The following is a 21,260-nucleotide window of genomic DNA, read 5'->3' on the forward strand; positions in this document are numbered from 1 at the left end:
CGTCGGGGTCTCGATACGGCTGCTCCTTTGTCGCTGCCTACTCGACCGGCGGAGGTGCGCCGGTCGAGTAGCGACGCAGGAGCGTATCGAGGCCCGCGGTGCTACATGTTGATCATGTGGCCAGCGAGTCCGTGGTAGGCCTCCTGCAGCGCCTCGGAGAGCGTCGGGTGCGTGTGCACGTTGCGGGCGAGCTCGAGGGCACCGAGGTCCCACTTCTGCGCGAGGGTCAGCTCTGGCAGCAGCTCCGAGACATCCGGACCGATGAGATGACCACCGAGCAGCTCGAGGTGCTTCGCGTCGGCGACGAGCTTCACGAAGCCGACGGTCTCGCCGAGCCCGTTCGCCTTACCGTTGGCGCTGAACGGGAACTTCGCGACGACCACGTCGTAGCCCTCGTCGCGGGCCTGCTGCTCGGTGAGGCCGAAGCTCGCGATCTGCGGCTGGCAGAACGTGGCGCGCGGCATCATGCGGTAGTCGCCGAGTTCCATGGTCTCGGCGTCGCCGATCGTCTCGGCCGCGACGACGCCCTGCGCCTCGGCGACGTGGGCGAGCATGAGCTTCGCGGTGACGTCGCCGATGGCGTAGATGTGCGGCACGTTCGTGCGCATGCGCTCGTCGATCGCGATGGCGCCGCGCTCGGTGAGCGCAACGCCCGCCTGCTCGAGGCCGAAGCCCTCGACGTTCGGCGCGAACCCGACCGAGATGAGCGCGCGGTCGACCTGCAGGCTTCCGGCGTCGCCGTTCGCGCCCGTGTACGAGACGGTGACGGATGCCCCGTCGTCGACGACCGACTCCACCTTCGTCGACGTGAGGATCGGCACCCCGAGGTTGCGGTACTGGCGGGTGATCTCCTTCGAGACTTCGACGTCTTCATTCGGCAGTGCCCGGTCGAGGAACTCGATGACCGTGACCTCGACCCCGTAGTTGCGCAGCACATAGGCGAACTCCATGCCGATCGCACCGGCGCCGACGATCGCGATCGAGCGCGGCAGTTCGCGGGTGAGGATCTGCGACTCGTAGGTGACGACGTTCTCGCTCAGTTCGACGCCCGGCAGCAAGCGCACGCGTGAACCCGTCGCGATGATGGCGTTCGCGAAGGTGAGCTGCTCGGCCTGGCCGTCGGCCCTCGCGACGTCGATCGCGTTCGGGCCCGTGAACGTTCCGCGCCCGTCGACCTCGGTGATGCCGTTCTTCTTCATGAGGAAGTGCACGCCCTTGACGTGCTTCTCGGACACCTGGCGGCTGCGGTCGAACGCGACGCCGTAATCGAAGTGCGCCTCGCCCGAGATGCCGAACGTCGCGGCCTGGTCGTGGAAGATGTGCGCGAGCTCGGCGTTGCGCAGCAGCGCCTTCGAGGGGATGCAGCCGATGTTGAGGCACACACCGCCCCAGAATCTCTCTTCGATCACGGCGACGCTGAGACCGAGTTGGGCGGCGCGAATCGCGGCGACGTAGCCGCCCGGGCCCGCGCCGAGGACGACGACATCGAAATGGCTGGTCATTCCGTCAGCCTATGCGCGTCGCACCGCGGAGCGGGAGGGGGAATCGAGGCCAGCGGATGCCTCGGCTGCCGTCCTTCGGCGGATTCCGGACAAGCACCCCGGCAGACGTGTCCGGGCGTCGGCGGTCGGGCATACGCTCGACCGGTGAGCACCACTACCGACCAGCAGGCCACCCCGGCCGCACTCGCCCCGAAGCGCGCCGGTCGGGTGTCGACGTGGGTGCAGTTCCTCGCGATGGGCGTCGTCTGGGGTGCGAGCTTCCTCTTCATCAAGGTCGCACTCGAGGGCGTGTCATTCGGTCAGGTGGCCTGGTCCCGCACCCTGCTCGGCGCGCTGGCGCTCGGCGCGATCGTACTCATCATGCGTCCGCGCGTGGTCGCCCCCGACGGTACTCGCGGCCCGGTGCTGCCGCGTGAGCGCGTCGTGTGGCTGCACTTCCTCGTGGTGTCGCTGACCACCTGCGTCATCCCGTACCTCTGCTTCGCGTGGGCCGAGCAGTACGTCTCGTCGAGTCTCGCGTCGATCTACAACGCGACCACCCCGATCATGACGGCGCTCATGGCCACGCTCGTCTTCCGTGTCGAGCGGCTCGGACTCAGCCGGTGGGCGGGCGTCGGCGTCGGCATCCTCGGCGTGCTCGTCGTCATCGCGCCCTGGCAGTACTCGGCCCTCACCGGCAGCCTCGCCGGGCAGCTCGCGTGCCTCGTCGCCACCGCCTGCTACGGATTCACATTCGGCTACCAGCGCCGCTTCCTGAGTCACCGGCCGATTGCACCGGCGACCTTCGCGTTCCTCTCCATCGGAGTCTCGGCCGTCGTCATGCTCGTGCTGACCCCGTGGCTCGCGCTCTCGCCGGTAGACCTCGACTGGACTGTCGTGGGTTCGCTCCTCGCGCTCGGAGTGCTCGGCACCGGGCTCGCCTACATCTGGAACATCAACGTGCTTCGGGCCTGGGGGCCCACCGGCACCTCGACCGTGACGTACGTCACCCCGGTCGTGGGCGTGGCGCTGGGCGTGCTGCTCCTCAGCGAGCGATTCTCCTGGCACGAGCCGGTCGGCGCGGCGCTCGTGCTGCTCGGCATCCTGCTCGCACAGGGGCGGCTTCGCTTGCCGCGTCGTCGTTCGCTCTCGCCGGTCGAGTAGCGACGCAGGAGCGTATCGAGACCTCGTCACCTGGTCTCGATACGGCGCTGGCGCGCCTACTCGACCGACGTGGGTGCCGAGGGCTTGACAGCGGCTCGTCGACATGGTTGGTTAGTTACACAAGTAATGAACCAACCAAGGTTCGACACGCGAAGCAGTTGGGCGGGTATGGACGAATCGCGTCCGATCTTCATCCAGATCGCCGAACAGGTCGAGAACGACATCATCGACGGGACGCTGCCGGAAGGCAGCCAGATCCCCTCCACGAACGAGTTCGCCGCCTTTCTGCGAGTCAACCCGGCCACCGCACTGAAAGGGGTGAATCGCCTTGTCGACGACGGAATCGTGGAGAAGCGAAGGGGCATCGGCATGTTCGTGACCGAGGGAGCCCGAGCGCGACTCGTCGAGCGTCGCCGGGCCGATTTCGCCACCGAGTACATCAGACCCCTCATCATCGAAGCCGAGAAGCTCGGCATCGACATCAACGAACTCGCGGGCCTCCTCCGCGCAGAAAGGATCGAATCATGACCCGCACCGTGGTGCACGCCACCGGGCTGACCAAACGCTACGGCTCGTTCACCGCCGTCGACGCGGCCGACTTCTCGCTCGAGGAGAACCGCATCTACGGGCTGCTCGGCCGCAACGGCGCAGGCAAGACCACGATCATGCAGCTGCTCACCGGTCAACTGTTCGCGAATGCGGGTCGGCTCGAGGTCTTCGGTCGCGAGCCGGCCGAGCACGCCGACGTGCTGCGCCAGATGTGCTTCATCGCCGAGTCGCAGCGCTACCCAGACGACTTCAGCCCGGCGCACGTCTTCAAGGCGGCACCGTGGTTCTTCGAGAACTGGGATGCCGCGTTCGCCGAGCGCCTCGTCGCCGACTTCCGTCTCCCGGTGAAGCGCCGCATCAAGAAGCTCTCGCGGGGCCAGCTCTCAGCGGTCGGCGTCATCGTCGGGCTCGCATCGCGCGCGCCGCTCACCTTCTTCGACGAGCCGTACCTCGGCCTCGACGCGGTGGCACGCCACATCTTCTACGACCGCCTGCTCGCGGACTACGCCGAGCACCCGCGCACCATCGTGCTCTCGACCCACCTGATCGACGAGGTCGCGAACCTCCTCGAGCACGTCATCCTCATCGATCAGGGCAAGATCCTCTTCGATCGTGATGCCGACGAGCTGCGAGGGTCGGCCACGACCGTCGCGGGTCCGCGGGCCGCGGTCGAATCGTTCGTGGCCGACCGGCCCGTCATCGGTCGCGAGGGCATCGGCGGACTTGCATCCGCCACCATCGACGGTCGCCTCGACCAGGGCGAGCGCATCAGGGCTGCCGAGCTCGGACTCGAGCTCGCGCCCGTCTCGCTCCAGCAGCTCATCATCCACATGACCGGCACCGACCTCGCCGGTTCGACCGAAGAGGAGGCCGCAGCATGACCGCCGTCGCCACCGCGCCCATCGTGCGCACCGAGGCCCGCTCACGGGCCCACGAGATCTGGCGCATCGTGCGCCTGCACGCCGTCAACCCATCGGTCTTCTTCGGGGTGCCGTGGATCATCCTCGGCACTGCATGGGCGATCTCGCTCATCATCACGCTCATCATCCGGGCAGCCTCGGGCGGCAACGTGACCGCCGAGGACATGGAGGGCATGCGCTACAGCTGGGCGGTGCTCTCGCCGCAGTGGTACCTCGTCGTCGTCGGTGTGCAGGCGATCGGGCTCACCTTCTCGTTCGCGCTCGGCTTCGGGGTGACCCGCCGCGACTTCTGGCTCGGCACGAGCGTCATGTTCGTGCTCGTCTCTGTCATGTTCGCCGTCGCGATCGCGACGCTCGTGCAGATCGAGATCGCGACGAGCGGCTGGGGCCTCAACGCGCACATGTTCGATGCGCTCTGGTACGGGCAGAACTGGTTCGTCGACCTCTACACGGCCTTCTCTCTGCAGCTCATGGTGCTCTTCGTCGGAGCAAGCGTCACGACCGTGTACATGCGGTGGCGCATGAAGGGCATGCTGGTCCTCGTCTTCAGCGCCATCGTACTGTTGCTCGCCGCGATCGCGACCATCACCCTGAGCCAGTCGTGGCCGGCGGTCGTCGCCTGGTTCGTCAGCATCGGACTCGTCGGCGTGTTCAGCATCTTGCTCGGCCTCGCGGCGGTGTTCGCGGTCACCGGGTACCTCGTGATCCGGCGGGCGACACCCCGCTGAGTTCACGAGTGCGGGTCGAGCCTGCCGAACCTCTGGGGGATCGGCTGGTTTCGGCAGGCTCAACCCGCAAGGGCGTCATCCGGGAGGATGACGCCCTTCGTCGTCGAATGCGACTTCCGCCCGACGCGCCGCCCCGGCCCACCCCGGCAGGCTCGAGGGTATGAGTTCCTTCGTGATCGAGGCATCCGGCCTCAGCAAGTCATTCGGCCAGACGCACGCGCTCGCCGGCGTCGACCTCCAGGTGCGCACCGGGGAGGCGCTCGCCATCATGGGGGCCTCGGGGTCGGGCAAGACCACGCTGCTGCACTGCCTCGCGGGCATCACTCGCCCCGACGCCGGCACGGTCGGCTTCCAGTCCGGCGCCGGGCGCGTCGATGTGACGGCGCTCAGCGAGCGCGAGCGTTCGCGACTCCGCCGCGAGGCGTACGGGTTCGTCTTCCAGCAGGGGCTCCTCATTCCGGAGCTCACGGCGGTCGAGAACGTCGCGCTCGCACTCATGCTGAACGGTATGCCGCGGGCCCGCGCCGAGGAGTACGGCCGCGGATGGCTCGCGGCGCTCGGCCTCGCCGGCATGGAGGATCGCCGCATCGGCCAGCTCTCGGGCGGCCAGGCGCAGCGCGTCGCCATCGCGCGGGCGCAGGTCACCGGGGCATCCGTCGTCTTCGCCGACGAACCGACCGGCGCACTCGACTCGACCACCTCGGCCGAAGTGATGCGCGCACTCCTCGACTCGACGACCGGTCAGGGCCGCACGCTCGTGGTCGTCACGCACGACGCGGATGTCGCGGGCCGCTGCACCCGCATCGTCGACATGCGCGACGGTCGCATCGTCGGCGAGCGAGTGCCGGGAGTGACGGCATGATCGCCCGCGTCGCGTGGTTGCTCGCCCGACCCGGCACCTCAGGAGCGGCGGCGAGCGTGCTGCCCATCACCGCGTTCGCGATCGTGACGGCGCTGCTCTTGACCGTGCTCGGCGGCGCCCAGTCGTTCTGGACCTGGACCGGAGAGGACGTCACCTACCAGGCGCTCGCCGTCGTCGCACTCGTGCTGCTCGTGGTACCGCTCGCCTCGCTCGGCGGGGCGGCCGCACGGCTCTCGGCGCGCCGGCGCGACGACCGGCTCGCGACGCTGCGGCTCCTCGGCGCGACGCCTGCGACGGTGTCGGCGCTCGCCGTGATCGAGTCGGTCGTGCTCGCCGTCGCCGGCTCACTCGCCGGCGTGGTGCTCTACTTCGTGCTCGTGCCGTTGATCGCGCTCATTCCGTTCCGCGGTGAGGCGCTCGGCGTCGACGGTGTCGTGCTCGCGCCCATGGCGATCGCAGGGGTCGTGCTCGGGGTGGCCGTGCTCGCCATCGTGAGCGCCTTGCTCGGCCTCCGGCAGGTCGTCATCTCGCCGCTCGGCGTGCGCACGAAGCAGGATGCGCCGAAGCTGCACTGGCTGCGCCTCGTCATCGGCGTCGCGGTCATCGCGATCGCCTTCCTGATGATGGCCGCGCTGCAGGTGGCCGGGTCGGTGCTGATCATCCTCGCGATGCTCGGCGCGGGGTTCGGCGGCGCCGTCGCGGTGCTCAACCTCATCGGGCCGTGGGTGATCCGCCTCGTCGCGCAGTCGCAGGCGAAGCGGGCCAAGATGCCCGCCCGGCTCCTCGCCGCACGAGCCGTGCTCGAGTCGCCGAAGGCAGCGTGGCGGCAGGTCTCCGGGGTGGCGATGACGAGCTTCATGGCCGTGTTCGCGGGCACCGGCATCGCTCTGGTCGGCTCGTTCGGCGGGTCCGGCGACGCCGTCGACGTGGAGTCGCAAGAGCTCTTCGCCGACATCCGCACCGGCATCCTCATCACGGTCATCGGCTCGTTCCTCATGGTCGCGTGCTCGATCGGCGTGAACCAGGCGGCGGGCATCCTCGATCGCGGTGAGCTGTACCGCTCGCTCGGAATGCTCGGCATGCCGACCTCGACCATGGACGCGGCCCGCCGCCGCGCGGTCATGTCACCCCTGCGCATCACGGCGATCGGCTCCGCGGTGACCGCTGCCGTCGTGATGCTGCCGCTGACCGGCCTCGCGATCATCCTCGCCCCGTTGTCGCTCGCGGTCATCGCCGGGGTGCTCGCCGCCGGCATCGGCGTGGTGTGGCTCGGGTTGCTCGCAACGAAGCCGATGCTCGAGCGGGTGGCCGTCGCGGGGTGACGAGCGTGCGACGCGAGCCGCCGGGACCGGGATGCCCGGGAGCGCGACCGCCGCTACGCTCGAAGCATGACTGACGGGCCCATCGACGAACGTGATGCCGCGATGAGCGAGCTCCTCGACATTCGCTCGAGCATCGACAACATCGACGCCGCCCTCATCCACCTCCTCGCCGAACGGTTCAAGTTCACGCAGCAGGTCGGCCGTCTGAAGGCGACGCACGGCCTGCCACCGAGCGACCCCGCCCGTGAACGTCGCCAGATCGCTCGGCTCCGCGGTCTCGCGATCGACGCGCACCTCGACCCCGCGTTCGCCGAGAAGTGGTTCAACTTCGTCGTCGCCGAGGTGATCCAGCATCATGAGGAGCTGGCGAACGGCGTGGGTTCGTCGGGCACCGCCGACGAGCTGTGAGCTGGTATCCGACGCCGCTTCCGCCGCAAGCAGGCAAGCGGTTCCTCGTCACCGGCGCATCGGCGGACCTCGGGTTCTTCACGGCGGCACGGCTCGTGGGCGCCGGCGCCCATGTCGTGCTCGTCGGGCATGACCCCGAGCGGCTCGAGGCGGCCATGGCCGCGATCCACGGCGCGCGCCCCGAGGCATCCATCGAATCGCTCGTCATCGACATGGCCTCTCTCGACTCGGTGCGCGACGGTGCAGCACAGCTGGTGCAGCACCCGCCGTTCGACGGCATCGTCACCAACGCGGGTATGGTGCGCGCGCCCGTCGCGCGCCTCGAGTCGCCCGACGGCAACGAGCTCGTGCTCGCGACGAACGTGCTCGGCCATTTCGCCCTGCTGGCCCGGCTGCTGCCGCGCCTCGCCCAGGGTGCGCGCATCGTCGCGGTCGGTTCGCTGAGGAGCCGGGTGTCGACGTTCCGGGTCGACGACCTGCAGCTGACCCGCGGCTACGACCCATGGCGTGCGTATGCGCAGTCGAAGATCGCGATGCAGGTGTTCGCCTTCGAGCTCGACCGGCGGCTCAGGGCAGCGACGATGCCCTCTCGAGCGGCCGCGGCGTCGAGCCTCGTCGCCTACCCCGGTTACTCGATCAGCGTGCGCACCCCGATCGTGCCCGGGGTCAACGAGGCGACGGCCGACGACCGGTTCGCCGACGCACTGCCGGTGCCGTGGGCGCAGGGCAAGCACCGCGGTGCCGAGCCGACGCTGCACGCCCTCACCGCCCCTGACGTCGAAGGCGGCCAGTTCTGGGGTCCGCGCTACGCGACGAAGGGCCCGCCGACCCTGCAGGTGCCGACCCGCACGTCGACGGATGCCACGATCGGCGCGCGCTTCTGGGTCGCCGCCGAACACGCCACGAGTACGACGTTCACCGTCGGGGTATGAGCCCCGACGAGCCGGCGCCCGGCTTCTTCGCCCGGCCGAGGGTGCGGAGAGTGCTCTCGCGCACCGCGGTGGTCGTCGGTGTTCTGCTCGCCGCGTTCGGCGTGATCGCCGGGCGTTACGGGTTCCTCTTCGCCGGCATCATCGTGGTGGGGCTCGGCGCGGCGATGGGGCCTGGGCGCATCCGGCGCTGATCTTCGACGATGTCAGGCTGATTTCACCCAACTCGGGGATGTCGCTGACGCCGCGGCTCAGGCGGTCAGCGTCGTCGCTTCGTGCAGCACCGGGAAGTTCACCGAGCGCGCGATGAAGCAGTAGTCGCCGATGCGTTCGTGCAGTTCGTGCGCGAGCTGCGGGTCGCTGCTCGCGTCGATCGTGACCCGCGGACGCAGGGTGACTTCACTGAACTGTCCGCTGCCGCCCGGTTCTTCGAGCATCGTGCCGGTCGGGGCATCCGTGTAGTCGGTGACGACGACGCCCGCGCCTGCGGCGAGGGCGAGGTACCAGAGCATGTGGCACTGCGCGAGTGAGGCGACGAGCAGCTGCTCGGGGTTCCAGCGCGCGGGGTCGCCCCGGAACGACGGGTCGGAGGAGCCCGCGATCGGCGGAGGGCCGTCGGCTGTGACGTCGTGGTCGCGACCGTACCCGCGATGCGTCGAGGTGCCGGTGCCGAGGTTGCCGGTCCAGCGCAGGCCAATTTCGTAGCGATGGGTCGTGGTCATTCCGGGCTCCGTTCGGTGGCGATGCGGCTGGTCGTGAGGGCGTGGGCTGAGGCTGCGGCCCGCGCGCCGTCGGCGTCGCCGGCGACGATGTGGGTGAGGATGCCGGTGTGCTCGTCGTGAACGGACACCACGCGCTCGCGTTCGCCAAGCCGGTGGCGCGTCGAGACGATGATCTGGTCCCAATAGCGGTCGAGCGTCGCGGCGATGACGGTGTTGCCGGCGAGCTCGGCGATGTGCTGGTGGAAGCGGCGATTGCGCTCGGTCGCTGCAGGCAGGTCGCCGCTGCGCGTGAGCGCGTCCGTGTCATCGGCGATGGCTTCGAGTTCGGCGAGACGGGCGGGCGCAAGTTCGCCGCGGCGCACGAGGTTCGCGAGAGCGGATGCCGCGTGGCCGTCGAGCATGGCACGGGCCTCGTACAACTCGGCGAGCTCCGCGGCGTCGCGCACGTGCACGCGGACGCCGCGGCCCTGCGCGACGACGAGTCCGTCGGCTTCGAGCCGCTGCAATGCCTCGCGCACGGGGGTTCTGCTGACGTCGAGCCGTTCGGCGAGCGATGACTCGCTGAACCTCGTCGCGCTGTCGAGTGCGCCGGCGAGCACGAGCCCGCGCAGTTCGCTGTAGACCGTCATATCGAGAATTATTGCATGCAATAGCGGGTATTGCATCCATTCGCCATGGCGCTCACGCGCCGCACGGGGTTCACCTCCCGGTAACCACGCCGCCGCCCGGCGTTGGCGGCCGCTGCCTACCGTGGGCCAACGGAACACACACAGCGTGCGCCCGCCCCGGGCGCAGCGGTCATGAAAGGTTTCCGATGAAGCTCAACACCAAGGCCTGGCCCGCGATCGCCGCGGCGGCCCTGCTCGCCGTCGGCCTCGCGGCCTGTTCGTCGCCCTCCGCGGCCGACGACTCCGCAGCGGATGCCTCGGGCGATGTGAAGTTCGCCGTCGACGAGAACACCCTCGTCTTCGGCGTCGTGCCCGACTCGGTCGACACCGAGACGAACTACCAGCCCCTCATGGACTACATCGCGCAGGAGACCGGCAAGACGGTCGAGTACCACGAGTCGACCGACTACGCCGCGCTCATCGAAGCCGCCGTCGCCGGCAAGATCGACGTCGCCTCCTTCTCGGGCTTCACCTACGTGACGGCGACGAACAACGGCGCAGCCCTCACCCCGATCTCCTCGATCATCACTGAGGAGGGCCAGGAGCCCGGTTACTTCTCGCAGGCGATCGTGCCCAAGGGCAGCGACATCACCGACCTCGCCGGGTTCGAGGGCAAGAAGGTCTGCTTCGTCGATCCGTCGTCGACCTCGGGCTACCTGTTCCCGAGCTTCAACCTGCTGAACGAGGGCATCGACCCCGAGACCGACGTCACGCCGGTGTTCGCGGGCAAGCACGACGTCTCGGTCACCAAGACCGGCGAGGGCGTCGAGTGCGAGGCCGGCTTCGCCGAAGACAGCGAGGTCGAGAAGAGCGACAAGGTCGAGGTCATCGCCGAGACCATGGTGCCGGGTGCGCCGATCGTCATCTCGAACACGCTGCCCGAAGAACTGAAGACGCAACTGACCGAGATCCTCGGCGAGGTCACGATCGACGACATCATCGCCGCGGGCATCGAGAGCGCCGACACCGACGCGTTCCGCAGTGTGTTCTTCGCGACCTCGCCCGTCGACGACGCCTACTACGACACGATTCGCGACATCTGCGAGGAGACGAACGCGGAGCAGTGCCAGGGCTGACCCCCGGCACCTGACCCACGGTCGAAGAACTGCACGGAACCGGAACACGGAGCACCGCATGAGCAAGCCAGTCGGCAACGAGGATCGAGTCGTCATCGAGGTGACCGCACTCACGAAGGAGTTCGGCCGCACGGTGGCGCTGCAGGGGGCATCGCTCACGGTCGCCAGAGGCGAGATCGTGGTGCTCCTCGGCCTCTCGGGCTCGGGCAAGTCGACGCTGCTGCGGCATCTCGACGGCCTCGAGACGCCGACCTCTGGTTCAGTGCGGGTGCTCGGCCAGGAGGTGCCGCGCCTCACGGGGCGGCGCCTCCGGGCCCTGCGCAGCCGCATGGGTTTCGTCTTCCAGCAGTTCGATCTCGTGCCCTCGCTCACGGTGCTCGAGAATGTGCTCACGGGCGCACTCGCCGAGCTGCGCGGGCCGCGCCTCGGCCTCTGGAGCTACCCGCGGCGGCTCAAGCTCACGGCCCTCGGCCATCTCGACCGGGTCGGACTGCTCGACCGCGCCTACCAGCGCGCTGACACCCTCTCGGGCGGCCAGCAGCAGCGCGTCGCGATCGCGCGAGCGCTCATGCAGGGCCCCGAGATCCTCCTCGCCGACGAGCCCGTCGCCTCGCTCGACCCCGAGTCGAGCGAGCAGGTCATGTCCCTCATCCGCGAGATCGCGATGGACGAGGGACTGACGGTCGTGTGCAGCCTGCACCAGGTCGACCTCGCGCTCTCGTGGGGCGACCGCATCGTCGGTCTGCGCCACGGTGAGGTCGTGCTCGACACGCCGGCCGAGGGCCTCTCCAAGGCGGAGGTCATGGAGATCTACGGCCGGGTCGCCACCTCGACGACCGAGCTCGAGGCAATCGAGACCGAGCTTGCGGATGCCGCGGCCGACGACGCCGCGACCCACGTGCCCGAAGGCGCGCTGCGATCATGAGCCTCACCACCGTGACGTCGGCCCCTTCGGCTCCGCCGCCACTGACGTCGTCGCTCGCCGAGCGGGCGCCCCGTCGCCGACGCTCACCCGAACGGATCGCCGCGGCCCTGACGCTCGGCGCGATCGTCGTGGCATCCGTCATCGCCATTACCGACTCGGGCATCTCGATCCCGAGCATGATCGAGAGCTGGGGCAACGCCGAGCGGTTCTTCGCGCGGGTCGGCACCATCACCTTCCCCGAGCCGGGGGAGCTCATCTACCTGACCGCGCTCACGATCGGTCTCGTGCTCTGCGGCACGCTGTTCGCGGCGGTCATCTCGGTGCCGGTCGCCTACCTCGCTGCATCGAACACGACACCGGGCCGGGGCTGGCAGGCGTTCGGCCGTTTCGTCACGGTGCTCACCCGTGCGATCCCGGATGTCGTGCTCGCGATGGTCTTCGTGCTCATGTTCTCGCTCGGTTCGCTGCCCGGCATCCTCGCGATCGGCATCCACTCGATCGGGATGATCTCGAAGCTCTTCGCCGACGCCATCGAGCAGATCGACGAGGGTCCGCGCCGCGCCGTCCGTGCTGCCGGCGGCTCGAAGCTGCAGGAGTTCACGAGCGGCATCCTCCCGCAAGTGCTGCCGTCGTGGGTCGCGACCGTGCTGCACCGCAACGACATCAACCTGCGCGGCTCGGTCGTGCTCGGCTATGTGGGCGTCGTCGGTCTCGGCATGGAGATGTCGTTCGCGTTCAAGTCGCTGAACTACTCCGAGGGGCTCGGCATCGCGCTCGTCATGTTCGCGCTCTGCGTCGTGATGGAGATCGTCTCGAGCGTCGTTCGGCAGGCCATGCTGGGCGTGGCGCCGACGGGGCGGGGCCTCGGCGACCGGATGGTGCGCGGGGTTGCGAACATCAAGGATCGTGCAGCCGCTGGTCGAGGAGCGAGCGCCGGCGAGCGTCTCGAGACCGCCTCGGCGGGTCTCGATACGCCTCCTTCGTCGGCTACTCGACCGACGAAGATTTCGTCGGCTACTCGACCGACGATTGCGGCGGCGCTTCGCCGCCCGTGGGACGCCGTGCGGATCCGCAACGCCGCCTGGGGCTGGATCGCGCTCGCGGTCGTCGTCGGCAGCGTGCTCGTCTGCAACATCCAGTGGGGCGACCTCATCACGTTCTGGGCGAAGGTGCCGGCGATCGCCGCGGCGTTCTGGCCGCCGAGCTTCGGCAACTACGACGCCGCCACGATGTTCGGCGCGATGGCGCAGACGATCGGCATCGCGCTCGCCGCGACCCTGCTCTCGTTCGTCGTGTCGGTCTTCATCGGATCGCTCGCCGCGCGCAACGTCGCCCCGAACGCCGCGGTGCGCACCTCGATGCGGTTGCTGCTCGTCGTCATCCGCGGCATCCCCGAGGTGATCCTCGCGATCGTGCTCATCGTCATCACGGGCCTCGGCAGCCAGGCCGGCACGCTCGCGCTCGCGTTCGGTGGCATCGGCCTGCTCGGCAAGCTCATCGCCGACTCCTTCGAAGAGGTGAAGCCAGGCCCCGAGCGGGCACTGCGGGCGACCGGTGCGAGTCGCGGCCAGGTCTACGCCTCGGCGACCGTGCCGCAGGGCACTCGCGCGCTCATCGGCCACAGCTTCTACCTGCTCGACACCAACATCCGCGCGGCGACGATCCTCGGCATCGTGGGCGGCGGCGGCATCGGTTACTACCTGCTGAACGCCGGGCAGGGCTCGAACTATGCGGTCGTCACCGCGATCGTGCTGATGATCCTCGTCACGGTGCTGATCGTCGAGGGCATCGCCATGTGGATGCGGCGGGTGTTTCGATGAGCAGTGCAGGCTACGACGTCGCCGTCGTCGGCTCGGGAGTCATCGGCCTCGGCGCGGCGCTCGCCGCCCACCGGCGCGGGCAGCGGGTCGTCGTGATCGAACGGGGCAGCGAGCCGTCCGGGGCATCCGTGCGCAATTTCGGCCATCTGTGCTTCACACCGCAAGCCGGGCTCGCCCGCGAGTTCGCGCTCGCATCGCGGGAACTGTGGCTCGGCCTCGCGCGGGACGCGGGGGTGTGGCTCCGAGAGTCGGGCACCTTCGTCGCCGCGCGTCACGACGACGAGCTCGCAGTGCTGCGCGAGTTCGCCGGCGTGCGCGGCGCTGGTGAGGTCGAGCTCCTCTCAGCAGCCGACACCGATGAGCGGATGCCGCTGGCCCCGGGCAGGACCGTCGGCGGCGCGTTCCTCCCGCGCGACCTGCAGGCGAACCCGCGTCAGGCCGTCGCCGCGCTCGCCGACCACCTCGAGCGCGAGGGCGTGGAGTTCCGACGCCGCACCGCGGTCGGTCGTGTGCGGCCCGGCCGGGTCGACACGAGTCGAGGCCGCATCGACGCCGACCGCGTCGTCGTCGCGGTCAACCACGACATCGACCTGCTCTACCCCGAGGTCGCCGAACGGCACGGCATCGTGCGCTGCGCACTCGACATGCTGCGCGTCTCGGCGTCGCTGCGGATGCCGCTGGCCGCACCGCTCCTGACCGGATGGTCGCTCGTGCGGTACGGCGCATTCTCAGCCGGTTCCGCGGCATCCGCGCTGCGCGAACGACTGCACGCCGAACAGCCCGCGCTGGCCGCGCTCGACCTCAACCAGATGTACACGCAGCTACCCGACGGCACCCTCATCGTGGGCGACACGCACGCTCGCGGTGCGACCGTGGCCCCGTTCCAGAGCGAGTTCGCGTTCGAGTCGCTCCTCGACGTGACCCGCGAGCTCTTCGGCATCGATTCTCTGCGCGTCGTCGAGCGCTGGCAGGGCGTCTACGCGAGCGGGCCCGACGACTTCCTCATCGAGGAGGTCGAGCCCGGCGTGCACCTCGTCGCAGCCACGACCGGCATCGGCATGACGACGGGGCTCGGGCTCGCCGACCACGTCGTCGACACCTTCACGACCACCCTGCAGAAAGGCGCATCATGACCACGAACCCGCCCGTCGGCGTCGTAGACGACGAATTCGACGAGATCGACGGACCGGCCGAACTCGGCGAAGTCACCGAGGCGGCCGCCGATCTCGAAGCCGACGACCTCGAACGCGACCTCGACCTCGAGCGCGAGCTCGATGCCGATGACCTCGACGACGAGTTCGAAGACGGCGTCGTCGAACTCGTCGTGCTCGACATGGCCGGCACGACGGTGGCCGACGACGGCGTCGTGGAGCGGGCGTTCGCGCTCGCCGCCGATCGCACCGGCATCGTGCCCGAGGGGGAGTTCGAGACGGCGCTCGAGTACGTACGCGACACCATGGGGCAGTCGAAGATCGAGGTCTTCCGCGTGCTCAGCGACGGCGACGAAGCTGCCGCGCAGCGGGCGAACACGGCGTTCGAGGGCGCCTACGCGGAGCTCGTCGCGAGCGAGGGCGTCGCCGAGATCGCGGGCGCAGCCGACGTCATCAGGGAGTTGCGCGAGGCCGGGGCATCCGTCGCGCTCACCACCGGATTCTCGGCCGTCACCCGGGACGCGATCATCGACTCGCTCGGTTGGCACGGCCTCGTCGACCTCGTGCTGTCGCCGGCCGATGCCGGCCGTGGCCGGCCGTACCCCGACCTGCCGCTCACGGCGTTGCTGCGCACGGGTGCGTCGGCGGTCGATGCGATCGTCGTCGTCGGCGACACCGTGAGCGACATCGAGTCGGGCGTGAACGCCGGCGCGGGTCTCGTCGTCGGCGTGCTGACCGGCGCACACGACCGTGACGCCCTCGACGCGGCAGGTGCCGACGCCGTCATCGACAGCATCACCGAACTGCCCGCGCTGCTCGGCCTGCGCGGGCAGTAGGCGAGTCTCGATGCACACCATAGTGCGGGTCGGTGAACTCGACGTGATCGTGAAACCCTCGCCCGTCGCGATGGTCTGGAATGAGCCAGGGCGGCCGCACGATGCGCTCGCCGCGCCCGGCGTGCGGCTTGCAGAGGGGGAAGCCCTCGTCGAGGTCGAGCTCGCGACGATCTGCGGCTCCGACGTGCACACCGTGCGGGGCCATCGCGCCGCGCCCGCGCCCCTGGTGCTCGGGCATGAGCAGGTCGGCCGCGTCGTCGCCGTCGGCGAGGGCGCGATGCGCGCAGACGGGGTGCCGCTCCGACTCGGCGACCGCGTCGTCTGGTCGGTCACCGTCAGTTGCGGCGACTGCGATCGGTGCCGTCGCGGCTTCACCCAGAAGTGCCGGTCGCTCGCCAAGTACGGGCACGAGCGCGTGCACCGTGGCTGGGAACTCTCGGGCGGGTTCGCCACCCACGTGCAGCTGCGCGCCGGTACGACGACGGTGCAGGTGAGCGAGATGCTGCCCGCATCGGTGGCGGCGCCCGCCTCGTGCGCGACGGCGACGGCCGTGGCGGCGCTCGACGCGGCATCCGTGCGGGCCGACCTCGACGGGGCGCTCATGCTCGTGACCGGGGCGGGAATGATCGGCCTCACGGTCGCGGCGATGGCGATCGAGTCGGGCGCCGAGGTCATCGTCTCCGATCCGGATGCCTCGCGGCGCGCGTTCGCCCATCGGCTCGGCGCTGTCGCCGTCGACCCGGGTGCGCGTGGCGAGTCTCCCGAACGGCTCCAGTCCGCGCTGGATCGCTTCGCCGCGCGGGGGATGCCCGAAGTGCTCGTGGCGATCGAGGCATCCGGATCCGCCGCCGCGGTGCGCACCGTGGTCGAAACCATCGGGGTCGGCGGCGTCGTCGTGCTCGTCGGCAGTGTTTCGCCAGGGTCGGCGGTGAGCCTCGACCCCGAAACGCTCGTGCGTCGACTCGTGACGATCACCGGGGTGCACAACTACGCGGCCCACCAGCTCGTGCGCGCGGTCGAGTTCCTCGAGCGGTCGTGGCGGGAGTTGCCCCTCGACGAACTCGTGGGCGCGACGCATCCACTCACCGAACTCGACCTCGCCATCGACGAAGCCGCGACCGGCCTGCATGTGCGAGTCGGGGTGGCGCCCGGCCGACGGCCCGTGTGACGGTGCGATTCCTGTGCGAACGGCACCGCACGCGAGATTCCGGGCAAGTCCGGTGCCTGGAGTCGTAGGCTGATTCGATCATGCGCGTGATCAGTTACAACCTTCGGAAGCACCGGGCGAGCGGCGAACTCGTCGGCATCGTCGAGCGGTACTCGCCCGATATCCTGTGCCTCCAGGAGTGCGACACGCAAGACCTGCCGCAGCAGATCCACGACCTCGAGCTCGCCGATGCGACGCAGCGCAACCGCCTCGGCCTCGCGCTGTACTATCGCGCGGACCGGTTCCGGGCGGTGCGCGTGCAGGCGTTCATGCTCAAGAAGTCGCTCCACGACCGCGTGCTGGCCCCCGCTCACGAGCGGCTCATCGGAGTGCGTCTCTTCGATCTGGAGGCGCAGCGCGAGGTGATCGTCGCCTCGTTCCATGCGGCGCCGCTGACCGCGCTCAACTCGTTGCGACGGCACCAGATCAAGTCCGCGCTCGGCGAGCTGCAGTTTCTCGGGCCAGGCCTGCCGACGCTCATGGTCGGCGACTACAACTACCCGATCTTCAAGGAGAACCTCGGCGAGAAGGTGCGCGACTCGGGGTACGACCTGACCCTCAGCGACAAGCGTACGTACACGCGGTACAAGTTCTTCCGCGGGCACTTCGATCTCGCGACGTCGGTCGGGCTCGACATCGTCAGCATCGAGACCCTCACGCGAGGCTCGTCCGATCACATGCCGATCCTCGTGAATGCGAACTACAGTGTGCCGGCCGCCGCGGCCGAACCGGCAGAGCCCGACGTGGCGGGCGCCGCGTGATCAGCCGCGAGCTCGCACTCGCGTTGCGGGAAGCCGGGCTCACGTGGCATCCGGAATCAGGTGACCGCTTTCAGCTCGACCTGCCCGACTCGGTCGAGACCGAGGTCGAGGCCGATGTCTTCACGGTCAGCGAGATGACGATCGAGGCGCACCGGTTCCCCACCGGCACCATCCTCGGGTTCAACGGCACCACCGAATGGGCGCTCGATTCGGTCTCGATCGGTGACGCCGTGTGGCTGCCCCGAGAAGACCAGCTCCGGGAGTTGCTGCGATCGACGTTCCGTGCGCTCCGGCGACTCGACGACGCGTTCGAGGTCGAGGTCGATCTCGCCGGCGAACAGCGGCGCTTCGAGCATCCGGATGTCTCGGAGGCCTACGGCCGCGCCCTGCTCGAACTCATCGGCCGGTCGCGATGACGGATGCCGCGGGCGACGCGCCGGCCGGCATGGGTGATGCCGGCGGGCTCACCGTCGCGCAGCGCGTTACGGAAGCGGTCGCGCAGGCCGTTGCCGCCCTCCGTGCCGGCGCAGCTCGCGACGAAGCGCTCGCCGAGTACGTGCCGGAACGGCGAGTCGTGGGAATCCCGCGCGCTGCGCGGATGAGCTCGCTCGGCCGGGTGTGGCGGCTCGGTGCGCTGCTCCTCGCTGCCGACGGCGACCTCTTCGCGACAGGCAGGGTGGTGCGGGCCGAACTTCCAGCCCGTCGCAGCACACCGGCGGCGGCGATCGCCGAGCAGCGCGCCTTTCGGGCTGCCGCGATCAAGGGCGGCTTCAGCGAGGGCGAGACCGTGAACTTCGACGCGGCACCGGTCAGCCACGTCGAACTGGCTGGCGCCGGGGCATCCGGACCCCTCGTGGTCGTCGGCGATGCGGTGTTCGTACGCTGGAATCCGGCCGGGCCCGACGCGCTCACCGCCCTCGACCGGTATCTCGCCGACCGCATCGAGCTGCTCGTGAACCCGCCGTCGGGCGCCTGAGCTGCTTCCGGGCTGCGCGCGATTTGCGCATTTGCTAGTGTCGACGATCGTGTCCTGTAATTTCTCGGCAATGATCATTCGGCCCCGCACCGCCTGAGGCGGGGCGACCGAACACTTTTCGCGTCCCTCCGCCTCGGCCATTTCCTGGCCGCGGTGCGTCTTCGGCGTGCCCGGCTGACGATCCTCGCCAGCGGAGCTTTCATTGCGCACACACACTTCTTCTTCCACCTCTGCCCACCCATTTGCGTCCGACGTCGGCGGCCGGCACGAACTCGGCCAGAACTTCCTCGTCGACCGCCGCGTCATCGACCGACTCATCTCGCTGACGGCCGCGACACGCGGCCCGATCGTCGAGCTCGGTGCCGGGAGCGGTGCACTCACTCGCCCGCTCGTCGACCTCGGGAGGCCGCTCACCGCGCTCGAGATCGACCCTCGGCGAGCGGCCACGCTGCGTCGTGATCTCGGCAGTGCGGCGACAGTCGTGCAGGCCGACGCGCTCGCGTGGCGGTACCCCGTCGAGCCGCACGTCGTCGTCGGCAACGTGCCGTTCCATCTCACGACGGCCATCATGCGTTCGCTCCTCGCCCGCGCGCACTGGACCGACGCGATCCTCCTCACCCAGTGGGAGGTCGCCCGGCGCCGCTGCGGGGTCGGCGGCTCGAGTCTCCTGACGGCGCAGTGGCATCCGTGGTTCGCGTTCAACCTGCACGACCGGGTGCCGGCCCGTGCGTTCCGCCCCGCCCCCTCGGTCGACGGCGGGGTGTTCAGCATCGAACGTCGCCGGCAGCCACTCGTCGCGGAGGCTCAGCTCGCGGCGTACCAGGGGTTCGTCGCCGAGGTCTACCGGGGGCGGGGCAACGGATTGGCGCAGATCCTCGCACGCACCTCCCGGCCGATGCGCATCGAACGAGCCCGGCGCCTGCTGCGCTCACTCGAGTTGCCCGATCGGGTGCTGCCCAGCCGCCTCACCGGGCGGCAGTGGGCCGCCGTCTGGTCGGCTGTGCGAGATGCTAGCGGAGGTCGCGAGTGATGCGGATGCCGAATGGATGCGGGCCGGCGGCGAACCACACGATCGATCCGACGAGCGGGAAGCACATCACGGCGATCGCCCAGACCCACCGCTCGAGCTCGTTCAGCTCGTCGGTGCGGAAGATGCGCGACACGACCCAGACGATGACGGCGAGGTACCCGACGCCCACGACGAGTGCGACGAGGTTCCAGGCGAAGAATCCGTCCAATGTCTCATCCGTTCGTCGCAGTCGTACGCAGCAGTTGCTCGTCACCGACAGGCTATCGACTTGCCCCGTGCATTCGGGTGTTCACCGCCAGAATGGGTGCATCGGCACGGGGAGGGCGCATGAGGTGGTACCGCACCGACGCGGCCCGCGACTTCGCCGTCGCCGCCAACGACGGCATCATCACCACCGCCGGTGTGCTGCTCGGTTTCGCCGGCGCCGGCGCATCGAGCACGACGCTCCTCGTCGCCTCGCTCTCGGCTCTCGTCGCGGGATCCGTCGCGGGCTTCGGGGCGAAGTACGCCGAGCTCGCGGCCGAGCGCGACAACGAGCAAGCGCTGATCGCCGAGACGGAGCGCGATATCCGCGAGGATGCCAGCGACGATCTCGCCGACCTGGCCGAGCACTTCGTCGAGCGAGGGGTGCCACCCGGGTTGGCGCGCGACGTTGCCGAGCGGATGCATGCGCACGACGCCGTCGCTGCCCAACTCGAGGCGGAGCACGGCATCGACGACCCGATGCCGGCCTCGGGCCCGTTGCTCGGCGCGCTCGCGAACGCGGCGGCACTCGCCACCGGCTCGCTGCTTCCGCTGATCATGCTGCTCGCCTATCCCGCAGCCTGGGAGGAGTGGGCGGTCGCCGTCGCGACCCTCATCTCGCTCGCCGTGACGAGCGTGCTCATCGCGCTGTCGGCGCACACCTCCGTGCCCCGGGCGCTGCGCCGCACGATCGGCATCGGCGTGGCGACGATGGGGCTCAGCTTTCTCGCGGGTCTCCTCGTCTTCTGAGCGGGCTGGTGTCGCCGTCGCCCGTGCCGCGCTCCGAGCCGTGCGACTCCTGCTCCTGCACCGACTCGATGATCGAGTCCTGCGTGCCGCGCAGAGCACGGATCCAGCGCACGACGATGCCGACCACGATGGCGATCGCGAGCAGGGCGACCGGCACCCAGATGAGGGCGAGCGGCAAGGAATCGGGAGCCACTGTCAGAACCCGTACGGCGTGATGGGGGAGAGACGGCCGTCGCGCATCGCCTCGAGCACGGCGAACTCGTGCGGCACGACGGGCTCGGGCAGCGCGTCGAGTGTGAACCAGCCGAGTTCGGCCGCCTTGTCTTCCATCGGGCGCGGCTCGCCGCGCCATTCGGTGGCGGCGAAGAACACGTCGATGCGCTCCTCGATCGCCCGGTGCGGCGCGCCGCCGGTGCGATGCATGACGGTCAGCACCGTGAGCGCCGACTCGTCGAGATCGACGCCGAGCTCTTCGTGGGTCTCGCGAACCGCGGCCGCGAGCAGCGACTCTCCGGCCTCGACATGACCGGCCGCGCCGCACGCCCAGTACTCGTCGAAGTAGCCCGTGCCGCGGCGCAGCTGCAGCAGTACCTCGTCGCCGCTGCGGAGCACCACGTAGGCGGCCGGGATGACCGCGAATCTGCCGTGCGATGCGGCGTAGGCCTCGGTGTATGCGGTTCCGTCGGGCTCGGTCATCGGGTCTCGATACGCTTCTGGGTCTCGATACGCTTC

26 protein-coding genes are annotated in these 21,260 nt (G+C 69.5%); 20 read left to right on the forward strand and 6 right to left on the reverse strand.

Annotation, left to right across the window (positions count from 1 at the left end; all coding sequences use genetic code 11):
* Positions 1 to 101 precede the first annotated feature (101 nt).
* On the reverse strand, positions 102 to 1,502 hold the full coding sequence (gene lpdA, locus AC1C2S_RS09940) for a dihydrolipoyl dehydrogenase (protein ID WP_495352358.1): 1,401 nt from the start codon (positions 1,500 to 1,502) through the stop codon (positions 102 to 104).
* A gap of 234 nt (positions 1,503 to 1,736) precedes the next feature.
* On the opposite strand from lpdA, the gene AC1C2S_RS09945 reads away from it, so the two are divergent.
* The 9 genes from AC1C2S_RS09945 to AC1C2S_RS09985 all read left to right on the forward strand — a co-directional run bounded on the left by AC1C2S_RS09945 (position 1,737) and on the right by AC1C2S_RS09985 (position 8,557).
* Entirely contained in the window at positions 1,737 to 2,645 is a 909-nt protein-coding gene (locus AC1C2S_RS09945) for a DMT family transporter (protein WP_495353232.1), read from the forward strand.
* A 168-nt stretch (positions 2,646 to 2,813) separates the two neighbouring features.
* Positions 2,814 to 3,173, forward strand: a complete 360-nt coding sequence (locus tag AC1C2S_RS09950; protein ID WP_495353233.1) for a GntR family transcriptional regulator — start codon at positions 2,814 to 2,816, stop codon at positions 3,171 to 3,173.
* Complete coding sequence (locus AC1C2S_RS09955; protein WP_495352359.1) at positions 3,170 to 4,075, forward strand: ABC transporter ATP-binding protein; 906 nt, start codon at positions 3,170 to 3,172, stop codon at positions 4,073 to 4,075. Before AC1C2S_RS09950 ends, AC1C2S_RS09955 begins: the two co-directional genes overlap by 4 nt.
* The gene (locus tag AC1C2S_RS09960; RefSeq protein WP_495352360.1) at positions 4,072 to 4,842 is read left to right on the forward strand and encodes a hypothetical protein; all 771 of its coding nucleotides are present in this window, start codon (positions 4,072 to 4,074) and stop codon (positions 4,840 to 4,842) included. Before AC1C2S_RS09955 ends, AC1C2S_RS09960 begins: the two co-directional genes overlap by 4 nt.
* Positions 4,843 to 5,002: 160 nt before the next feature.
* Positions 5,003 to 5,704, forward strand: a complete 702-nt coding sequence (locus AC1C2S_RS09965) for an ABC transporter ATP-binding protein (RefSeq protein ID WP_495352361.1) — start codon at positions 5,003 to 5,005, stop codon at positions 5,702 to 5,704.
* Positions 5,701 to 7,026, forward strand: coding sequence for an FtsX-like permease family protein (locus tag AC1C2S_RS09970; RefSeq protein ID WP_495352362.1), 1,326 nt, complete (start codon positions 5,701 to 5,703; stop codon positions 7,024 to 7,026). The genes AC1C2S_RS09965 and AC1C2S_RS09970 overlap by 4 nt, the downstream gene beginning before the upstream one ends.
* Before the next feature lie 66 nt (positions 7,027 to 7,092).
* A complete protein-coding gene (locus tag AC1C2S_RS09975) occupies positions 7,093 to 7,434 on the forward strand; it encodes a chorismate mutase (RefSeq protein WP_495352363.1) in 342 nt (113 codons plus the stop codon).
* Complete coding sequence (locus tag AC1C2S_RS09980; RefSeq protein WP_495352364.1) at positions 7,431 to 8,366, forward strand: SDR family NAD(P)-dependent oxidoreductase; 936 nt, start codon at positions 7,431 to 7,433, stop codon at positions 8,364 to 8,366. Before AC1C2S_RS09975 ends, AC1C2S_RS09980 begins: the two co-directional genes overlap by 4 nt.
* A complete protein-coding gene (locus tag AC1C2S_RS09985) occupies positions 8,363 to 8,557 on the forward strand; it encodes a hypothetical protein (protein WP_495352365.1) in 195 nt (64 codons plus the stop codon). The genes AC1C2S_RS09980 and AC1C2S_RS09985 overlap by 4 nt, the downstream gene beginning before the upstream one ends.
* Before the next feature lie 57 nt (positions 8,558 to 8,614).
* Here AC1C2S_RS09985 and AC1C2S_RS09990 read toward each other — a convergent pair whose 3' ends face one another.
* Together AC1C2S_RS09990 and AC1C2S_RS09995 are read right to left on the reverse strand one after the other, a co-directional pair.
* Positions 8,615 to 9,085 (reverse strand): OsmC family protein, encoded by a 471-nt coding sequence (locus AC1C2S_RS09990; protein ID WP_495352366.1) that lies wholly within the window; start codon positions 9,083 to 9,085, stop codon positions 8,615 to 8,617.
* Complete coding sequence (locus AC1C2S_RS09995; protein ID WP_495352367.1) at positions 9,082 to 9,714, reverse strand: GntR family transcriptional regulator; 633 nt, start codon at positions 9,712 to 9,714, stop codon at positions 9,082 to 9,084. Before AC1C2S_RS09995 ends, AC1C2S_RS09990 begins: the two co-directional genes overlap by 4 nt.
* 185 nt (positions 9,715 to 9,899) lie before the next feature.
* On the opposite strand from AC1C2S_RS09995, the gene AC1C2S_RS10000 reads away from it, so the two are divergent.
* From AC1C2S_RS10000 to erm, 10 genes are all read left to right on the forward strand, one after another.
* A complete protein-coding gene (locus tag AC1C2S_RS10000; RefSeq protein WP_495352368.1) occupies positions 9,900 to 10,829 on the forward strand; it encodes a phosphate/phosphite/phosphonate ABC transporter substrate-binding protein in 930 nt (309 codons plus the stop codon).
* Positions 10,830 to 10,887: 58 nt separating this feature from the next.
* Positions 10,888 to 11,754 carry a phosphonate ABC transporter ATP-binding protein gene (phnC, locus tag AC1C2S_RS10005; RefSeq protein WP_495352369.1) on the forward strand — a complete coding sequence of 289 codons (867 nt, stop codon included), beginning with the start codon at positions 10,888 to 10,890 and terminating at the stop codon, positions 11,752 to 11,754.
* Entirely contained in the window at positions 11,751 to 13,574 is a 1,824-nt protein-coding gene (gene phnE / locus AC1C2S_RS10010; protein ID WP_495352370.1) for a phosphonate ABC transporter, permease protein PhnE, read from the forward strand. The genes phnC and phnE overlap by 4 nt, the downstream gene beginning before the upstream one ends.
* Positions 13,571 to 14,707: a TIGR03364 family FAD-dependent oxidoreductase gene (locus AC1C2S_RS10015; protein WP_495352371.1), complete on the forward strand. Its 1,137-nt coding sequence runs from the start codon at positions 13,571 to 13,573 to the stop codon at positions 14,705 to 14,707. The genes phnE and AC1C2S_RS10015 overlap by 4 nt, the downstream gene beginning before the upstream one ends.
* Complete coding sequence (locus AC1C2S_RS10020) at positions 14,704 to 15,561, forward strand: phosphonatase-like hydrolase (protein WP_495352372.1); 858 nt, start codon at positions 14,704 to 14,706, stop codon at positions 15,559 to 15,561. Before AC1C2S_RS10015 ends, AC1C2S_RS10020 begins: the two co-directional genes overlap by 4 nt.
* A 10-nt stretch (positions 15,562 to 15,571) precedes the next feature.
* Entirely contained in the window at positions 15,572 to 16,729 is a 1,158-nt protein-coding gene (locus AC1C2S_RS10025) for an alcohol dehydrogenase catalytic domain-containing protein (RefSeq protein ID WP_495352373.1), read from the forward strand.
* Positions 16,730 to 16,809: 80 nt separating this feature from the next.
* The gene (locus AC1C2S_RS10030; RefSeq protein ID WP_495352374.1) at positions 16,810 to 17,529 is read left to right on the forward strand and encodes an endonuclease/exonuclease/phosphatase family protein; all 720 of its coding nucleotides are present in this window, start codon (positions 16,810 to 16,812) and stop codon (positions 17,527 to 17,529) included.
* Positions 17,526 to 17,945 carry a pilus assembly protein CpaE gene (locus AC1C2S_RS10035; RefSeq protein WP_495352375.1) on the forward strand — a complete coding sequence of 140 codons (420 nt, stop codon included), beginning with the start codon at positions 17,526 to 17,528 and terminating at the stop codon, positions 17,943 to 17,945. The genes AC1C2S_RS10030 and AC1C2S_RS10035 overlap by 4 nt, the downstream gene beginning before the upstream one ends.
* Positions 17,942 to 18,505 carry a hypothetical protein gene (locus tag AC1C2S_RS10040; protein WP_495352376.1) on the forward strand — a complete coding sequence of 188 codons (564 nt, stop codon included), beginning with the start codon at positions 17,942 to 17,944 and terminating at the stop codon, positions 18,503 to 18,505. Before AC1C2S_RS10035 ends, AC1C2S_RS10040 begins: the two co-directional genes overlap by 4 nt.
* A gap of 202 nt (positions 18,506 to 18,707) precedes the next feature.
* Entirely contained in the window at positions 18,708 to 19,535 is an 828-nt protein-coding gene (erm, locus tag AC1C2S_RS10045; protein ID WP_495352377.1) for a 23S ribosomal RNA methyltransferase Erm, read from the forward strand.
* Here erm and AC1C2S_RS10050 read toward each other — a convergent pair.
* Positions 19,516 to 19,743: a PLDc N-terminal domain-containing protein gene (locus AC1C2S_RS10050; protein ID WP_495352378.1), complete on the reverse strand. Its 228-nt coding sequence runs from the start codon at positions 19,741 to 19,743 to the stop codon at positions 19,516 to 19,518. The genes erm and AC1C2S_RS10050 overlap by 20 nt on opposite strands.
* Positions 19,744 to 19,862: 119 nt before the next feature.
* On the opposite strand from AC1C2S_RS10050, the gene AC1C2S_RS10055 reads away from it, so the two are divergent.
* Entirely contained in the window at positions 19,863 to 20,528 is a 666-nt protein-coding gene (locus tag AC1C2S_RS10055) for a VIT1/CCC1 transporter family protein (protein WP_495352379.1), read from the forward strand.
* Here AC1C2S_RS10055 and AC1C2S_RS10060 read toward each other — a convergent pair.
* Both AC1C2S_RS10060 and AC1C2S_RS10065 read right to left on the reverse strand, forming a co-directional pair.
* A complete protein-coding gene (locus AC1C2S_RS10060) occupies positions 20,497 to 20,721 on the reverse strand; it encodes a hypothetical protein (RefSeq protein WP_495352380.1) in 225 nt (74 codons plus the stop codon). The genes AC1C2S_RS10055 and AC1C2S_RS10060 overlap by 32 nt on opposite strands.
* Before the next feature lie 2 nt (positions 20,722 to 20,723).
* A complete protein-coding gene (locus tag AC1C2S_RS10065; RefSeq protein ID WP_495352381.1) occupies positions 20,724 to 21,224 on the reverse strand; it encodes an NUDIX hydrolase in 501 nt (166 codons plus the stop codon).
* Between the last annotated feature and the right edge of the window lie 36 nt (positions 21,225 to 21,260).

The sequence above is a fragment of the Agromyces sp. Y782 genome (assembly GCF_059445405.1).

Bases quoted from the DNA above. Each gene is read 5' to 3' on its own strand.
- AC1C2S_RS10055 (WP_495352379.1), top strand. From the start codon at position 19,863: ATGAGGTGGTACCGCACCGACGCGGCCCGCGACTTCGCCGTCGCCGCC.
- AC1C2S_RS10015 (WP_495352371.1), top strand. From the start codon at position 13,571: ATGAGCAGTGCAGGCTACGACGTCGCCGTCGTCGGCTCGGGAGTCATC.
- AC1C2S_RS09995 (WP_495352367.1), bottom strand. From the start codon at position 9,714: ATGACGGTCTACAGCGAACTGCGCGGGCTCGTGCTCGCCGGCGCACTC.
- phnE (WP_495352370.1), top strand. From the start codon at position 11,751: ATGAGCCTCACCACCGTGACGTCGGCCCCTTCGGCTCCGCCGCCACTG.
- AC1C2S_RS09955 (WP_495352359.1), top strand. From the start codon at position 3,170: ATGACCCGCACCGTGGTGCACGCCACCGGGCTGACCAAACGCTACGGC.
- AC1C2S_RS09950 (WP_495353233.1), top strand. From the start codon at position 2,814: ATGGACGAATCGCGTCCGATCTTCATCCAGATCGCCGAACAGGTCGAG.
- AC1C2S_RS10025 (WP_495352373.1), top strand. From the start codon at position 15,572: ATGCACACCATAGTGCGGGTCGGTGAACTCGACGTGATCGTGAAACCC.
- AC1C2S_RS10040 (WP_495352376.1), top strand. From the start codon at position 17,942: ATGACGGATGCCGCGGGCGACGCGCCGGCCGGCATGGGTGATGCCGGC.
- AC1C2S_RS09960 (WP_495352360.1), top strand. From the start codon at position 4,072: ATGACCGCCGTCGCCACCGCGCCCATCGTGCGCACCGAGGCCCGCTCA.
- AC1C2S_RS09985 (WP_495352365.1), top strand. From the start codon at position 8,363: ATGAGCCCCGACGAGCCGGCGCCCGGCTTCTTCGCCCGGCCGAGGGTG.
- AC1C2S_RS09965 (WP_495352361.1), top strand. From the start codon at position 5,003: ATGAGTTCCTTCGTGATCGAGGCATCCGGCCTCAGCAAGTCATTCGGC.
- phnC (WP_495352369.1), top strand. From the start codon at position 10,888: ATGAGCAAGCCAGTCGGCAACGAGGATCGAGTCGTCATCGAGGTGACC.
- AC1C2S_RS09945 (WP_495353232.1), top strand. From the start codon at position 1,737: ATGGGCGTCGTCTGGGGTGCGAGCTTCCTCTTCATCAAGGTCGCACTC.
- lpdA (WP_495352358.1), bottom strand. From the start codon at position 1,502: ATGACCAGCCATTTCGATGTCGTCGTCCTCGGCGCGGGCCCGGGCGGC.
- AC1C2S_RS09975 (WP_495352363.1), top strand. From the start codon at position 7,093: ATGACTGACGGGCCCATCGACGAACGTGATGCCGCGATGAGCGAGCTC.
- AC1C2S_RS09990 (WP_495352366.1), bottom strand. From the start codon at position 9,085: ATGACCACGACCCATCGCTACGAAATTGGCCTGCGCTGGACCGGCAAC.
- AC1C2S_RS10020 (WP_495352372.1), top strand. From the start codon at position 14,704: ATGACCACGAACCCGCCCGTCGGCGTCGTAGACGACGAATTCGACGAG.
- AC1C2S_RS09970 (WP_495352362.1), top strand. From the start codon at position 5,701: ATGATCGCCCGCGTCGCGTGGTTGCTCGCCCGACCCGGCACCTCAGGA.
- AC1C2S_RS10030 (WP_495352374.1), top strand. From the start codon at position 16,810: ATGCGCGTGATCAGTTACAACCTTCGGAAGCACCGGGCGAGCGGCGAA.
- AC1C2S_RS10000 (WP_495352368.1), top strand. From the start codon at position 9,900: ATGAAGCTCAACACCAAGGCCTGGCCCGCGATCGCCGCGGCGGCCCTG.
- AC1C2S_RS10065 (WP_495352381.1), bottom strand. From the start codon at position 21,224: ATGACCGAGCCCGACGGAACCGCATACACCGAGGCCTACGCCGCATCG.